Here is a 15,321-nt window from a genome sequence, read left to right on the forward strand (position 1 = left end):
TGTCGTCGGGCGTGCTCGAACGCGCCCAGCCCACCCCATGAGGTCACTCGCATGTCTGATGCGTTCATCGTCTGCTCGAACCTGTCCTTCTCCTGGCCGGACGACACCCCGGTCTTCTCGGAGCTGTCCTTCACCGTGCCCGGCGGTCGCACCGGGCTGGTCGCGCCCAACGGCGCCGGCAAGAGCACCCTGCTGCGGCTGATCGCCGGAGAGCTGCGGCCCAGCGGCGGCAGCGTCACCGTCGACGGCCTGCTCGGCTACCTCCCGCAGACCCTCCCCCTGGCCGGCGACCTGGCCGTGGCGCAGGTGCTCGGCGTCGCCGAGCGGATCGCGGCACTGCACGCCATCGAGGCCGGCGACGCCGGCGAGGAGCACTTCGCCACCATCGGCGACGACTGGGACATCGAGGAGCGCACCCGCGCCGAACTGGACCGGCTCGGCCTCGGTGACCTGGAACTCGACCGGCCGCTGCACACGCTCAGCGGCGGTCAGGTGGTCTCCCTCGGGCTGGCGGCGCAACTGCTCCGACGCCCGGACGTGCTGCTGCTCGACGAGCCGACCAACAACCTCGACCTGGAAGCCCGGCACAAGCTCTACGACGTGCTCACCGACTGGTCCGGGTGCCTGCTGCTGGTCAGCCACGACCGGGAGCTGCTGGATCGGATGGACCGGATCGCCGAGCTGGAGCGCGGCGAGATCCGCTGGTTCGGGGGCAACTTCACCGCGTACACCGAGGCGGTGCAGGCGGCGCGGGAGGTGGCCGAGAGCAACCTACGCAACGCCGAGCAGGAGGTGAAGCGGGAGAAGCGGGAGATGCAGCAGGCCCGGGAGCGGGCCGACCGGCGGGCCAGCAACGCCTCGAAGAACCTGAAGAACGCCGGGCTGGCCCGGATCGTCGCGGGCGGGCTCAAGCGCAGCGCGCAGGAGTCCGCGGGCAAGGCCCAGGAAACGCACTCCAGCCGGCTCGGACAGGCCAAGGCCCGACTGGACGAGGCCGGCCGGGCGGTCCGCGAGGAGGACCGGATCGTCGTGGACCTGCCGGATACGACAGTCCCGGCTGGACGGACGGTCTTCACCGGTACGGGGATGCGGGCCCGATTCGACGACCGGGACCTGTTCGGCGGCGACGGGGCCGACCTGGTGATCCGAGGTCCGGAACGGATCGCGCTCACCGGGGCGAACGGCGTGGGCAAGTCGACACTGCTGCGCCTCGTCAACGGCGACCTCGAACCGGCCGGTGGCGAGATCCGGCGGGCCGACGGGCGGATCGCGTACCTGTCGCAGCGGCTGGACCTGCTGGACCTCGACCGGACGGTGGCGGAGAACTTCGCCGCGTACGCGCCGAGCCTGCCGGACGCCAGGCGGATGAACCTGCTGGCCCGGTTCCTGTTCCGGGGCGCCCGGGTCAACCTGCCGGTCGGGGTGCTCTCCGGCGGTGAGCGGTTGCGCGCGACCCTCGCCTGTGTGCTGTGTGCCGAGCCGGCGCCGCAACTGCTGCTGCTCGACGAGCCGACGAACAACCTGGACCTGGTCAGCGTCGGTCAACTGGAGAGCGCGCTGACCGCGTACCAGGGCGCGTTCGTGGTGGTCAGCCACGACGAACGGTTCCTCGCCGAGATCGGCGTGCAGCGCTGGCTGCGACTGGCCGACGGCCAGCTGCGGGAGATCGCCGCCCCCGACCGGGACTGAGCCCGGCGACCGTTCGTGGCCCGGCCGGCGACGACGCCGGCCGGACCGCGAATCGGTCAGCTCACGTTGGCGGGCCCGAGGACGCTCTTCAGGTCACCCATCAGCGCTGTCGTCGCCGCCACCCGGAACGGGCCCAGCCGCAGGGTGGTGGTGCGCCCGCCGTTGAGGAGTTTGACGTGCACCTCGGTGTCGCCGGGGTGCAGCACCAGGGTTTCCTTGAGCTTCTCCATCAGTGGCGGCGTGCAGCGGTGCACCGGGATGGTGAGGGTGACGGGCTTGTTGGTGGCGCTGGTGCTGACGTCCGGCATGGACATGTCCATCGCCATGATCCGGGGGGTGTCGTCGCGGCGGTCCACCCGCCCCTTGACCACCACGATGGCGTCCTCGGCGATGTACTGCCCGATCACCTCGTAGGTGTTGGGGAAGAACAGCGCCTCCACCCCACCCGCCAGGTCCTCCAGCGTGGCCGAGGCCCAGGCCCGGCCCTGCTTGGTGACCCGGCGCTGCACCCCGGAGAGGATGCCGGCGAGGGTGACCACCGCCCCGTCGGGCACCGCGCCGTCCTCGGCCAGGGACGCGATGGTGGTGTCGGCCGCGGCGCCGAGGATGTGCTCCAGACCGAACAGCGGGTGGTCGGAGACGTACAGGCCGAGCATCTCCCGCTCGAAGGCCAACTTGTCGCGCTTGTCCCACTCGCTGTCACCGATCACCGGCATCACCGTCGTGCTGCCGGTGTCGGCGTCACCGAAGCCCGCGCCGAACAGGTCGTACTGGCCGACCGCCTCCTTGCGCTTGACGTCGGCGTACGCGTCGATGGCGTCGGCGTGGACCGCGAGCAGGCCCTTGCGGGGGTGGTCGAGAGAGTCGAACGCACCCGCCTTGATCAGCGATTCGATGGTCTTCTTGTTGCAGACCACCGCGTCCACCTTGGACAGGAAGTCGTAGAAGTCGGCGTACTCGCCCTTTTCCTCGCGGCACCGCATGATCGAGGCGACCACGTTCGCGCCGACGTTGCGGACCGCCGCCAGGCCGAAGCGGATGTCCTTGCCGACCGGGGTGAACGGCCCGGCCGAGGTGTTCACGTCCGGCGGCAGCACCTGGATGCGCATCCGGCGACACTCGGACAGGTAGAGCGCCATCTTGTCCTTGTCGTCACCGACGGACGTCAGCAGCCCGGCCATGTACTCCGCCGGGTAGTGCGCCTTCAGGTACGCCGTCCAGTAGGAGACCAGGCCGTACGCGGCGGAGTGCGCCTTGTTGAACGCGTACCCGGCGAACGGCACCAGGACGTCCCACACCGCCTGGATCGCCTCGTCGGAGTAGCCGCGCTCGCGGCAGCCGTCCCGGAACGGGATGAACTCCTTGTCGAGGATCTCCTTCTTCTTCTTACCCATGGCCCGGCGCAGCAGGTCCGCCTGACCGAGGCTGTAACCGGCGAGGATCTGCGCGGCGCGCTGCACCTGCTCCTGGTAGACGATCAGGCCGTGGGTGGGTGCCAGGATCTCCCGCAGCGGCTCCTCCAGCTCCGGGTGGATCGGCGTGATCTCCTGGAGGCCGTTCTTGCGCAGCGCGTAGTTGGTGTGCGAGTCGACGCCCATCGGGCCGGGCCGGTACAGCGCCAGGACGGCGGAGATGTCCTCGAAGTTGTCCGGCTTCATCAACCGCAGCAGCGACCGCATCGGCCCACCGTCGAGCTGGAACACGCCCAGGGTGTCGCCCCGGGCCAGCAGCTCGTACGCGGCCGGGTCGTCCAACGGCAGCGCCAGCAGGTCGAGCTTGAGGCCGTGGTTCAGCTCGATGTTCTTGACCGCGTCGTCGATGATCGTCAGGTTGCGCAGGCCGAGGAAGTCCATCTTCAGCAGCCCGAGCGACTCGCAGGTCGGGTAGTCGAACTGCGTGATGATCGCCCCGTCGGCGTCGCGGCGCATCAACGGGATGTGCTCGATGATCGGCTCGGCGGACATGATGACGCCGGCGGCGTGCACACCGGTCTGCCGGATCAGCCCCTCGATGCCCTTCGCGGTGTCGATCACCTTGCGGACGTCCGGGTCGGAGTCGTACAGGCCACGGATCTCGCCGGCCTCGGCGTACCGGGGGTGCTTGGTGTCGAAGATGCCGGTGAGCGGGATGTCCTTGCCCATCACCGCCGGCGGCATCGCCTTGGTGATCCGGTCGCCGACCGCGTACGGGTAGCCGAGGACCCGGGCCGAGTCCTTGATCGCGGCCTTCGCCTTGATCGTGCCGAACGTGGCGATCTGGGCGACCTTGTCCTCACCCCACTTGTCGGTGACGTACTTGATCACCTCACCGCGCCGACGCTCGTCGAAGTCGATGTCGACATCCGGCATGGAGACCCGCTCGGGGTTCAGGAACCGCTCGAAGATCAGGCCGTGCTGGATCGGGTCGAGGTCGGTGATGCCCAGCGCGTACGCGACGAGCGAGCCGGCGGCCGAACCACGACCCGGACCCACCGAGATGCCCTGGCTCTTGGCCCACTGGATGAAGTCGGCGACCACGAGGAAGTACGACGGGAAGCCCATCTGGTTGATGACGCCCAGCTCGTACTCCGCCTGGACGACGTGCCCCTCCGGAATGCCGTTCGGGTAACGGCGGCCCAGGCCGGCGAAGGTCTCCTTGCGGAACCAGGACTCCTCGGTCTCGCCCTCGGGCACCGGGAAACGCGGCATCAGGTTGTGGAACTCGAACATGCCCTTCGGGTCGACCTTCTCGGCGACCAGCAGAGTGTTGCGGCAGCCCTCCTGCCACAGCTCCGACGAGTCCACGGCGCGCATCTGGTCGGCGCTCTTGATGAAGTAGCCGCCACCCTCGAACCGGAACCGGTTCGGATCGTCGATGTTGCTGCCGGTCTGCACACAGAGCAGCACGTCGTGCGCGGTCGCCTGCGCCTCGTGGGTGTAGTGCGAGTCGTTCGTGACGACCGGCGGGATGTCCAGCTTGCGGGCGATCTCGGTGAGCCCCTCACGGACCCGGCTCTCGATGGAGAGGCCGTGATCCATGATCTCCAGGAAGTAGTTGTCCTTGCCGAAGATGTCCTGGTAGCTCGCGGCGACCTTGAGCGCCTCGTCGAACTGGCCCAGGCGCAGCCGGGTCTGCACCGCGCCGGACGGGCAGCCGGTGGTGGCCATGATCCCCTCGGCGTGCTCGGCGATCAGCTCCATGTCCATCCGGGGCCACTTGACGTAGTGCCCCTCCATGGACGCCCGCGAGTTGAGGGTGAACAGGTTCTTCAGACCCTGCGCGTTCTTCGCCCACATCGTCTTGTGGGTGATCGCGCCGTTACCGGAGATGTCGTCGCTCTTCTGCTCCGGCCGACCCCACTTGACCCGCGCCTTGTGATAGCGCGACTCCGGCGCCACGTACGCCTCGACACCCAGGATCGGCGTGATCCCGGCGGCCATCGCCTGGTTGTAGAAGTCGTTCGCGCCGTGCATGTTGCCGTGGTCGGTGATCGCCACGGCGGACATGCCGAGCCGGTTGGCCTCGGCGAACAGGTCCTTCAGTCGGGCCGCTCCGTCGAGCATCGAGTATTCCGTGTGCACGTGCAGATGCGCGAACGAATCGGCCATGCGTGGCGCCCCCCGGCGGTGTGGATCTTGGTGGTCGGAGCCGACCGGGACCTACCCTACCGAGGTGATCTCGGCGGCTCCACCGTCCGCGCCGACGGTCGTGGCCCTCGTCTCCTGCCCGGTCGCGGATGCGCCTAGGCTCGCAGGATGGCGAGGTACTACGACGTACACCCGGAGAACCCCCAGCCCCGGATCATCGGCCAGGTCGCCGACCTGATCCGCGGTGGCGGGCTGGTCGCCTACCCGACGGACTCCTGCTACGCGCTCGGCATCCAGCTGGGCAACCAGGACGGGCTGGACCGGATCCGCCAGATCCGTCACCTCGACGACCGGCACCACTTCACGCTCATCTGCCGGGACTTCGCGCAGCTCGGTCAGTTCGTCCAGATCAGCAACTCGGTCTTCCGCCTGGTGAAGGCGTCCACCCCGGGCAGCTACACGTTCATCCTGCCGGCCACCCGTGAGGTGCCGCGCCGGATGCTGCACCCGAAGAAGCGCACCGTCGGCGTACGCGTACCCCGACACACCGTCACCCAGGCGTTGCTGGCCGAGCTGGGCGAGCCGCTGGTGTCGAGCACCCTGGTCCTGCCCGGCGACGACGAGCCGATGACCCAGGGCTGGGAGATCAAGGAACGGCTCGACCACCAGGTCGACGCGGTGCTCGACGCCGGCGACTGCGGCATGGAGCCGACGACCGTGATCGACCTGTCCGGCCCGGAGCCGGAGATCCTGCGCCGGGGCGCCGGCGACGTGTCCCGCTTCGAATAGCCGTCGGGTGCCGGACCGTACGGGGGCGTCGCGGCACCGCCCGCCGTACGCTCGGGGATCGGCACCGGCGAGCATTGGACACCCGGCATGCCCGACGCGGACGACATCGACGCCCTGGCCCGGTCCGCCGCGCGCGGCGACCCGGCGGCGCTGGACGCCCTGCTGCGCGCGGTACGCCCCGAGGCGCTGCGGTTGTGCGCCCGGTTCCTGCCCCATCGGGAGGACGCCGAAGAGGCCTGCCAGGACACCCTGCTGGCCCTGGCCAACGGCATCACCCGGTTCGAGGGACGCTCCTCGTTCCGCACCTGGCTGCACCGGCTCGCCGCCAACCGGGCCCGCTCGACGTACCGCGCACTGCGCCGCCGCTGCCGGTTGGAGGCCGACGGCGTACCACTACCCGATAGGGCCGACCCTCGACGGACGAGCGTGGTCGCGGGCACCCGCCTCGACCTGCTCGACGCCTTCGACGCCGTCCGCCCCGACCTCGCCGAGGTCGTGGCCCTACGGGACGTTCTCGGGCTGAGCTATCCCGAGATCGCCGAGTTGCTCGACGTGCCGGTGGGCACTGTGAAGTCGCGGTTGCACCTGGCCCGCCACCAGGTCCGACAACGGCTCGGCACCAACTCGGGCTGAGTCCGCGAGACGCGTCGACGATCGGGGGGAGGGAGGGCCGGGTGATTCCGCTGCGCCGGGCCGCCCGCCGCGTCGTCACCGCTTTCGCGGCCACCGTGGCCGTCGCCGCCTGCGGCAGCGACGCGGTCTCGCCGCTGCCCGTACAGCCACCCGGACCGTCGGCGTCGACGTCGGCGGTGGCGTCTCCACCCACACCGTCGGTGACGCCCGGCACCAGCCGGTCGGCAACTCGGCCGCCGCCGGCCGCCGAGGCGCCGATGCCGCCCGCGCCGAGCAGGACCCGGGGTACGCCACCGCGACCGATTCCGTCACCGACCACACCGACCAGCAGCTGCCTCGGCGCGGTCCGCTACGACCTGCCGGTGGCCGACACCGAACTGGAGCTGCTGCGGTCGCTCTGCTTCGCCACCGGCGCGGTGCTGCGCATCCAGGGAATCGGGCCCGGCCTGGTCACGGTGGACCGGCCGGAGCTGGTCTCGCAGCACTACGAGGCCGGGGTGGTGGACATCCGGTTCGTTCGGCCCGGCACCGTCGCCGTCACGATCCCCAAGGACGACCGCGCGCACACCATCACCGTGGTGGTCCGTTAGCGCGCCGCCGGGCGTACCTAGCCGACCCGCACTCCGGCGAGAACGGCGTCCACGAACTCGAAGGCGGCGTGCTCCGGTGGCACGATCTGCACGTACACCAGGGCTGCCCGGCCGGGATGCAGGCCGGCGGATTCGACGATCCGCGGCCGACCCTGCTCGCAGCGGTATGCCACCACCGTCCACTCGACGCCCGCCTGGCGGGTGGTGCGAGCCGGGGCGGGCGTGCACTCCCCGTGCGTCCGCTCGGCCAGGAATCCGGCCGGTGTGGTGCGGGCCGCCGTGGCGGCGGAGAGACCGACGAACGCGCCGGGCAGCCGGGGGTCGGCGGCCCAGCGGCGAGGTTGCGGCGACATCACCAGCGCCGGTTCCGGTTCGCCGCCGGCATCGAACTGGCCGGCCCAGGTGGTTCCCGTTGCCGACCAGCCGGCCGGCAACGCCACGGTGAGCGGCCCGGCGGTGTACGTGCCGACGACCGGCCGACCCGACCCGGCACCGCCGGGCTCGGCACTCACCCCACCCACCACGAGGACGGTCACGACGACGGCCCCGACCAGCCGCGACAGGTACCGACGCCGGCAGGTCGTACCGAGCACCCGCTCCGCCGAAGCGCAGGCGCGGGCCAGCGCGTCGTGCAGCGAGGAGGCGTCCGGGTAACGGTCGGCCGGTTGGTACGCGGTGGCCCGGACGAGCACGGCCGCGACCGCGGGTGGCACGCCCGTCCGGAGGCGGATCTGCGGGGGACGCCGAAACCCTTCGGGGTCGGCCGGCCTCCCGTCCGGCGGGTCGACGGCCAGCAGTCGGATGCCGAGCCGGCCGAGCCCGTACACGTCGGCGCGGGTGTCGACCACAGCGCCCGGGTCGTCCTGCTCCGGGGCCATGTACCCGGGGGTGCCGGCCCGGGCGGTCAGCCCCGAGGCGGCGGCGAGCGCCTTCGCGAGGCCGAGGTCGGCGATCAGCACCTGTTCGGCGTCCGGGCCGACGGAACGGAACAGGATGTTGCCAGGGGTGAGGTCACGGTGCACGACGCCGTGTCGGTGCAGCACGGCGACCCCGGCGCAGACCTCGGCGAGCAGCCGCAGCGCCGAGGACGCGGGGATCTCGCCGGCGGCCAGGCGGTCCCGCAGGCTCCCCCGGTCCGCCCAGGCCAGGACCGCGTACGGGCGGCCGTCGGGCAACTCGCCGACGGTGTGCACCCGGATCACTCGCTCGTGTTCCAGTCGGCGCAGCAACCGGGCCTCGTCCAGGAAGCGTTCCCGCACCCGCAGGTCGTGGCTCCAGTTCTCGGCCAGCACCTTGATCGCGACGCGGGTGTCGAGGACCGCGTCGTAGCCCAACCAGACCGTCGCGAACGACCCGACGCCGAGCAGTCGCTCGACGGCGTAGGGCCCGATCCGCAGCGGAGCCGTCACGGTGTCACCCCCGGCCGGCGTTTCTCTGCACAGTAGACCGGACCGGGCGTGAACCTCACGAACCGTTGGCTCCGGCGCGGTGACTAACAGGGCAGGACACCTCGTCACCGAAGGAGAACGCCATGAAACGACAGTCGATCCTCGTCACCGCCGCCCTGCTGACGCTCGGCACGCTCGTCCCGGTCACCGTCGCCGGTCCGGCAGCGGCGGCAGCTCCGGTCGGCTCCGCTCCGACCGTCGGGCACCAGCACCCGCAGGTGCTCAGCGTGGCGGGCGCCGGCGCGTACCGGATCGGTGCCAGCCTGGCGGCGCTCACCGCGGCCGGGCACATCGACTGGACCGCGCCGGCCTGCGGCGGGGTGGTGCACGCCGGCGCGACCGGCTCCTGGGCCGGCGTGATCCTCCTGGCCTTCCGCGACGGCCGACTGGTGGAGGTCGGTACGGCCACCGCGCCGCCGCACTCCCCCGCCGGGGCGTCGGTCGGCATGTCCTTCGCCGAACTGGAGGAGATCTACGGGCGGCGGGGTTCACTGATCCGCAACGACGCGGGGGACGCCGAGGCGTACCTGGTGCGGGTCGGCTCGCGGGTGGAGCTGTTCACCGGGCACCCGATCCGGCCGGGCGTCGGCTACTTCCAGGTCGGGCCGGCCAGCTTCGTCGAGCGCAACTTCCGGCAGGGAACGGCCTGCTGACCAGGGCTTTCTGCGGGGCGTTCGGTGCGGTCCGGGCGCCCCGTTCGCCTCCTTTGCTCTGCTGCCCTGGAGGCACCACCCTGCGGCACCACCCTGCGGCACCACCCTGGCGCATCCGCAGCAGCAGAGCAAAGGGGGGTGAACAACAGTCTCCGCCGGGCGGGACGCGCAGGGCAGGCGGGCCGCATCGGACACCCCCAGCAGACGCGACGTTATCTCCGTAGACAACACTGTGTGCCACACAGTATGGTGTGACACATGGTTAGCGAGGACGTTCTACGGACGCACCTACAGGAATTGCGTCGAGGCACCGTCGTGGTGGCCAGCCTGGTCGCGCTACGCCGACCTGACTACGGCTACGCACTGCTACAACGGCTCACCGAGCACGGCTTCCCGGTGGACGCCAACACCCTCTATCCGCTGCTGCGCCGCCTGGAGGACCAGGGGCTGCTGACCAGCGAGTGGAACACCGAGGAGAGCCGGCCGCGCAAGTTCTACCGGACCAGCGACGAGGGCGAGTCGATGCTGAGCCGGCTACTGGACGACCTCGCCGCCGTGCAGACCTCCGTCACCGGGCTGATCCAAGGAGTGGACAGATGAACACCCTGACCGACCGCTACCTCGCCGCCACCCTGCGCTCGGTGCCCGCCCCGCGCCGCGACGAGATCGCGAGCGAGCTGCGCGCCTCCATCGACGACATGATCGAGGGCCGGACCGATGGCGGCCAGGACGCCACCACCGCCGAGCGGGAGGTGCTCACCGAGCTGGGCGACCCCGACAGGCTGGCCGCCCGGTACGCCGACCGCCGGTTGCAGCTGATCGGCCCGACCTACTACCTGCTCTGGCTGCGACTGCTGAAGCTGCTGCTCAGCTTCATTCCGGCGCTCGTCGGCACGGTCGTCACAGTGGTCGAGGCCGCCGAAGGAAAGGGCTTCGGCGCCATCGGGCCGGGCCTCGTCGTGGCCATGCAGGTGGCCATCCAGATCACCTTCTGGCTCACCCTGACCTTCGCCATCATCGACCGCACCCAGGCGCCGGTGGCCCTGCCGGAGTGGACCGTCGACCAACTGCCCGACACCCCGGCACACCGGGGCATCCCCCTCGCCGACACCATCGCGTCCGTGATCATGCTGGTGCTGACCATCGGCTACCTGCCGTTCCAGCACTACCGGTCCTGGGTTCGGGGCACCGACGGCGAGAACATCCCGCTCCTCGACCCGGCCCTCTGGTCGTTCTGGCTGCCGGCGCTGATCGTGGTGCTGGTCCTCAGCGTCATCTTCGAGGTCGTGAAGTACCGGATCGGCCGGTGGACCTGGGGCCTGTTCGGCGTCAAGGCGCTGCTCAACCTGGCGTTCTCGGTGCCGCTGGCGTGGCTGGCGCTCTCCGACCGGCTGCTCAACCCGGCCCTGGGTGAGCGACTGAGCTGGGTCGCGGAGGCGGACAACCGGGAGGCCATCGGACTGGCCATCGCGGTGGGTACCGCGGCGGTCGTGGTCTGGGACCTGGTCGACACCGCCCGCAAGACGCGCCAGCAGGCGGCATGAGCGACACCCGAGGCGGCGGCCCGGCGCGTACCCCGCGTCGGGCCGCCGCCCGTCGGCGTAGACGCGGCGACACCCCGGCGGCGCCGTGAGCGCAGCGGCACCGGACCGCGCAGTGAGCGCAGCGACATCCCGGCCGCCCGGTCGGCGGGCGGGCAGACGGTCGTGGCATCGTTCCCGGATGACCGAGGCATCTCGAGAGGAATGGCGCCGCCCGGGCCCGACGGCCGAACAGCGGCGCAACGACCTCTGGATCGGGCTGGCGGTGACCGCGCTGGCGCTGGTCAGCCTCACGCTGGCCCGCAGCGCCGGGATGTTCCTGCTCGGCCCTCCACCGTCCGGACTGGAACAGCTCTTCTGGACCGTCGCGGTGACCCTGCCGTTGGTGTGGCGTCGGCGCTGGCCGGCCGCGATCCTGCTGGTCATCTCGGTGGCGTTCATCGCCGCGCAGGCACGGTCCGCCCCGGAGACCCAACTCTCCTCGGGGGCCCTGTTCAGCGCCCTCTACTCCGTTGGCGCCTGGAGCAGCAACCGTCGTCTCGCCCGCCGACTGCGGATCGGCGTGATCGTCACGATGTTCGCCTGGCTGGGCATCTCCTACACTCTGGTGGCCCAGAACATTCCGCCCGGCGCCTTCTCCGACGCGGTCGGGCCGGTGCCCCCGGTGCTCGCCGCGATGGTCAGCGGCGTGCTGGTCAACGGGCTGTTCTTCGGTTTCGCGTACTTCTTCGGCGAGACGTCCTGGGTGGCCGCGCGGCGGGAGCACGAGCTGCGCGAGCAGGCCGAGGAACTGCGCCGGTCCCAGGCCGAAGCCCGGGAACGAGCCGTGCTCGGCGAACGGGTCCGGATCGCCCGGGAACTGCACGACGTGGTCGCCCACCACGTGTCGGTGATGGGCGTGCAGGCGTCCGCCTGCCGCCGGGTGTTCGACCGCGACCAGGACAAGGCCCGCACCGCACTCACCGCCATCGAGCAGAGCGCGCGCACCGCCGTCGACGAACTGCGTCGCATGCTCGGCGTGCTGCGGACCTCCACCTCCACCGGCGTCGATGCCGCGCCACCGGCCGCCGGCGGTGTCGAGCGGATCGGCGAGCTGGTCGAGCGGGCCCGCGTCGCGGGCCTGACGGCAACCCTCGGGGTGTACGGCGACACTGTCGCGTTGCCCGAGTCGGTCTCGCAGGCGGCCTACCGGGTGACGCAGGAGGCGGTCACCAACACCCTGAAGCACGCCGGGGCGGGTCTGTTGGACGTACGGGTCCGGTACCTGGCCCGGGAGGTGGAGGTCGACGTGACCGACGACGGACGGACCGGCGGCCGGACCAACACCGAGGGACTGGGGCTGATCGGCATGCGCGAACGGGTCACCGCCCACGACGGCGACCTGGAGGTCGGGCCACGCGCCGGCGGCGGTTGGCGGGTACGCGCCCGCTTCCCCCTGGCCTCGGCGGCGGGCACGCGGCACCAGCCGGGCGACGAGCGACTCCTGACCGCCGACAGGGTGGGCAGGGCATGAGCACCGCCGATCAGACGGTTCGGGTTCTTCTCGCGGACGACCAGCACCTCGTCCGCACCGGCTTCCGGGTCATCCTCGAGGTGGAGGACGACATCGAGGTGGTCGGTGAGGCCGCCGACGGCGAACGCGCCGTCAGCATGACCCGGGCCACCAGCCCCGACGTCGTACTCATGGACGTGGAGATGCCCGGGATGGACGGCCTGGAGGCCACCCGGCAGATCACCGCCGACGGGCCCGGTGCGCCCGCGGTGCTGATCCTCACGACGTTCGACCGTGACGACTACCTGTTCGCCGCGCTGCGGGCCGGGGCCAGTGGGTTCCTGCTCAAGAACGGCACGCCCGAGGAACTGGTCGAGGCGATCCGCGTGCTGGCCCGGGGTGACGGCCTGCTCGCCCCGGAGATCACCCGGCGGGTGATCTCCACGTTCGCCCGCCCCGGCGACCCGGCGGGCACCGCCCACCGGGGCCAGGACGCCGACGCCGCGCTGGCCGAGCTGACGCCCCGGGAACGCGAGGTGCTGGTGCTGCTCGCCGCCGGATCGAGCAACGCGGAGATCGCCGCGACCATCCACCTGGGCGAGGCGACGGTGAAGACGCACGTGAGCCGCGTCCTGGCCAAACTCGGCCTGCGCGACCGGGTGCAGGCGGTGGTGTTCGCCTACGAGAACGGGGTGGTCCGGCCCGGGGGCTGACAGCCGTCCGCCGCGAGGCGGACGGCCCGCTCAGCCGCCGGACGGACGGCGGGAAGGCGTATTCGATCTAGCGTGGATCCGTGACCAGAACGCTCCGCCTCGACGGTGTCGACCGCAGTTTCGGCGACCGGCAGGTGCTCAACAACGTGTCCTTCGAGGTGGCCGCCGGGCGGATGACCGGCTTCGTGGGCGCCAACGGCGCCGGCAAGACCACCACCATGCGGATCATCCTGGGTGTGCTCTCGCCCGACGCCGGCGAGGTGAGCTGGGGCGGGACGAAGCTGACCCGGCAGGACCGTCGACGCTTCGGCTACATGCCGGAGGAGCGGGGGCTCTACCCCAAGATGACCACCCGCGAGCAGGTGACCTACCTGGGCCGGCTGCACGGTCTGGACGCCGCCGCGGCACGACGGTCCACCGACACCCTGCTGGAACGGGTCGGGCTCGGTGAACGCGGTGACGACCTGCTGGAGACGCTGTCGCTGGGCAACCAGCAACGCGCCCAGATCGCCGCCGCGCTGGTGCACGACCCCGAGGTGCTGGTGCTCGACGAACCGTTCTCCGGCCTCGACCCCCTCGCGGTCGACACCGTCGTTACAGTGCTGCGGGAACGGGCCTCGGCCGGAGCGCCGGTGCTCTTCTCCAGCCACCAGCTCGACGTCGTGGAGCGCCTCTGCGACGACCTGGTGATCATCGGAGCCGGGGTGATCCGGGCCGCCGGCAGCCGGCAGCAGCTGCGCGACTCGTACACGATGCCCCGCTTCGAGCTGGTGGTGGCGAGCGACGCCGGATGGGTCCGCGACCACCCCGGGGTGACAGTGGTCGAGTTGGACGGCCAGCGGGTGGTCTTCGACCTGCCCGCCGGCGCCGACGAACAACAGGTGTTGCAGGCGGCCCTCGCCCGCGGCCCGGTCCGCGCCTTCCGCCCGGTCAGCCCCTCGCTCACCGAGATCTTCCGAGAGGTCACCCAGTGAACGTCACCCAGGCCACCCGGCTGGTCGCCGAACGCGAGATCCGGGTCAAGCTCCGCGACCGTACGTTCCTGTTCGGCACCCTGTTCTTCCTGCTGATCGCCGCGGCCGGCACCATCCTGCCGCCGCTGCTCTCCGGCGGGCCGGACAGCGTGGCCGTCACCCAGGAGGCCGCCGGCCCGCTGCGCGACGCCGGGCTCGACGTCCGGGTGGTGGCCGACGACCGGGCCGCCGAGCAGGCCGTCCGCGACGGTGACGTGGACGCGGCAGTGGTCTCCGGTCCGAAGGTGCTCGCGATGGACGAGATCCCCACCGACGTGGTCCAGGCGCTGAGCAGCTCGCCGCCCGTGCAGCTGCTCGACCCGGACGCGGTCGACCCGGTGGTGGCGTTCCTGGTGCCCCTCGTCTTCGCGTTCGTCTTCTTCCTCACCTCGCAGACGTTTGGTGTGCAGATCGCGCAGAGCGTCATCGAGGAGAAGCAGACCCGGATCGTGGAGATCCTGGTCGCCGCCGTGCCGGTCCGGGCCCTGCTGGCCGGGAAGGTCGTGGCCGGCGCCATCCTCGCGTTCGCGCAGATCGCGTTGATCGCGGTGGTGGCGGTGATCGGCCTGCAGATGGGCGACAGCGGCGGACTGCTCACCCTGCTCGCCCCGGCGATCGGCTGGTTCGTGCCGTTCTTCGTGATCGGTTTCGTGCTGCTCGCGGCGATGTGGGCGGCAGCCGGCGCACTGGCCAACCGGCAGGAGGACATCGCCGCGGTGTCGACGCCGGTGCAGCTCGCCGTCATGCTGCCGTTCTTCGCGGTGATCTTCCTGAGCGACAACGACACCGCGATGCGGGTGCTGTCCTACCTTCCGTTCTCGTCGCCCACCGCCATGCCGCTGCGGCTGTTCGCCGGCGACGCGGCCGGCTGGGAACCGCTCGTCTCGCTGGTCGTCCTGGTCCTCGCCGCCGGCGCGTTCCTGGTCGCCGGCGCCCGGGTGTACGAGGGGTCGCTCCTGCGTACCAACGGGCGGACCTCCCTGCGTACCGCGTGGCGGGAGCGGGAGACGATCGGCTGAGCCGACGGTGCGCGCGCGGGCGCCGGTGTCCTGGTCGGACACCGGCGCCCACTGCCGTACGGGACCGGTCCGTGCGCTGTTCGGTGGCCGTGAACAGCGCGAACACTCCTAGGGTGAGTGCCATCGCCGCGACCGGGGGGTTCTTCATGGCTCGCAAGACGTTCGACCCGCTGCA

At 71.2% G+C, this 15,321-nt stretch carries 13 protein-coding genes; 11 read left to right on the plus strand and 2 right to left on the minus strand.

All coding sequences use genetic code 11. The annotated features are described in order from the left end of the window. Positions 1-51 precede the first annotated feature (51 nt). Positions 52-1,689 carry a ribosomal protection-like ABC-F family protein gene (gene abc-f, locus O3438_RS11395; RefSeq protein WP_269679942.1) on the plus strand — a complete coding sequence of 546 codons (1,638 nt, stop codon included), beginning with the start codon at positions 52-54 and terminating at the stop codon, positions 1,687-1,689. A 56-nt stretch (positions 1,690-1,745) separates the two neighbouring features. Here the strand turns inward: abc-f and dnaE are convergent, their stop codons facing one another. Beyond that, positions 1,746-5,276: a DNA polymerase III subunit alpha gene (gene dnaE / locus O3438_RS11400; RefSeq protein WP_269679943.1), complete on the minus strand. Its 3,531-nt coding sequence runs from the start codon at positions 5,274-5,276 to the stop codon at positions 1,746-1,748. Between the two features lie 147 nt (positions 5,277-5,423). On the opposite strand from dnaE, the gene O3438_RS11405 reads away from it, so the two are divergent. The 3 genes from O3438_RS11405 (at position 5,424) to O3438_RS11415 (ending at position 7,267) form a co-directional block, all read left to right on the plus strand. Continuing rightward, positions 5,424-6,044: an L-threonylcarbamoyladenylate synthase gene (locus tag O3438_RS11405; protein ID WP_269679944.1), complete on the plus strand. Its 621-nt coding sequence runs from the start codon at positions 5,424-5,426 to the stop codon at positions 6,042-6,044. Positions 6,045-6,131: 87 nt separating this feature from the next. After that, positions 6,132-6,677: an RNA polymerase sigma factor gene (locus O3438_RS11410; protein ID WP_269679945.1), complete on the plus strand. Its 546-nt coding sequence runs from the start codon at positions 6,132-6,134 to the stop codon at positions 6,675-6,677. A 41-nt stretch (positions 6,678-6,718) separates the two neighbouring features. Next, positions 6,719-7,267, plus strand: a complete 549-nt coding sequence (locus O3438_RS11415) for a hypothetical protein (protein ID WP_269679946.1) — start codon at positions 6,719-6,721, stop codon at positions 7,265-7,267. Between the two features lie 17 nt (positions 7,268-7,284). Here the strand turns inward: O3438_RS11415 and O3438_RS11420 are convergent, their stop codons facing one another. Then, a complete protein-coding gene (locus tag O3438_RS11420; RefSeq protein WP_269679947.1) occupies positions 7,285-8,676 on the minus strand; it encodes a serine/threonine-protein kinase in 1,392 nt (463 codons plus the stop codon). A 122-nt stretch (positions 8,677-8,798) separates the two neighbouring features. Here O3438_RS11420 and O3438_RS11425 point away from each other — a divergent pair, with 122 nt between their 5' ends. The 7 genes from O3438_RS11425 to O3438_RS11455 all read left to right on the plus strand — a co-directional run bounded on the left by O3438_RS11425 (position 8,799) and on the right by O3438_RS11455 (position 15,146). Continuing rightward, on the plus strand, positions 8,799-9,368 hold the full coding sequence (locus O3438_RS11425; protein WP_269679948.1) for a hypothetical protein: 570 nt from the start codon (positions 8,799-8,801) through the stop codon (positions 9,366-9,368). A gap of 258 nt (positions 9,369-9,626) precedes the next feature. After that, positions 9,627-9,968 carry a PadR family transcriptional regulator gene (locus tag O3438_RS11430; RefSeq protein WP_088990384.1) on the plus strand — a complete coding sequence of 114 codons (342 nt, stop codon included), beginning with the start codon at positions 9,627-9,629 and terminating at the stop codon, positions 9,966-9,968. Beyond that, the gene (locus tag O3438_RS11435) at positions 9,965-10,912 is read left to right on the plus strand and encodes a permease prefix domain 1-containing protein (protein ID WP_269679949.1); all 948 of its coding nucleotides are present in this window, start codon (positions 9,965-9,967) and stop codon (positions 10,910-10,912) included. The genes O3438_RS11430 and O3438_RS11435 overlap by 4 nt, the downstream gene beginning before the upstream one ends. 178 nt (positions 10,913-11,090) lie before the next feature. Beyond that, positions 11,091-12,422: a sensor histidine kinase gene (locus O3438_RS11440; RefSeq protein WP_269679950.1), complete on the plus strand. Its 1,332-nt coding sequence runs from the start codon at positions 11,091-11,093 to the stop codon at positions 12,420-12,422. Then, complete coding sequence (locus O3438_RS11445) at positions 12,419-13,114, plus strand: response regulator (protein WP_269679951.1); 696 nt, start codon at positions 12,419-12,421, stop codon at positions 13,112-13,114. The genes O3438_RS11440 and O3438_RS11445 overlap by 4 nt, the downstream gene beginning before the upstream one ends. Positions 13,115-13,194: 80 nt before the next feature. Beyond that, on the plus strand, positions 13,195-14,088 hold the full coding sequence (locus tag O3438_RS11450; protein WP_269679952.1) for an ABC transporter ATP-binding protein: 894 nt from the start codon (positions 13,195-13,197) through the stop codon (positions 14,086-14,088). Further along, the gene (locus O3438_RS11455) at positions 14,085-15,146 is read left to right on the plus strand and encodes an ABC transporter permease (protein WP_269679953.1); all 1,062 of its coding nucleotides are present in this window, start codon (positions 14,085-14,087) and stop codon (positions 15,144-15,146) included. Before O3438_RS11450 ends, O3438_RS11455 begins: the two co-directional genes overlap by 4 nt. Positions 15,147-15,321 lie beyond the last annotated feature (175 nt).

It is taken from the genome of Micromonospora sp. WMMC250 (genome assembly GCF_027460215.1).
Classification (GTDB): Bacteria; Actinomycetota; Actinomycetes; order Mycobacteriales; family Micromonosporaceae; genus Micromonospora; species Micromonospora taraxaci.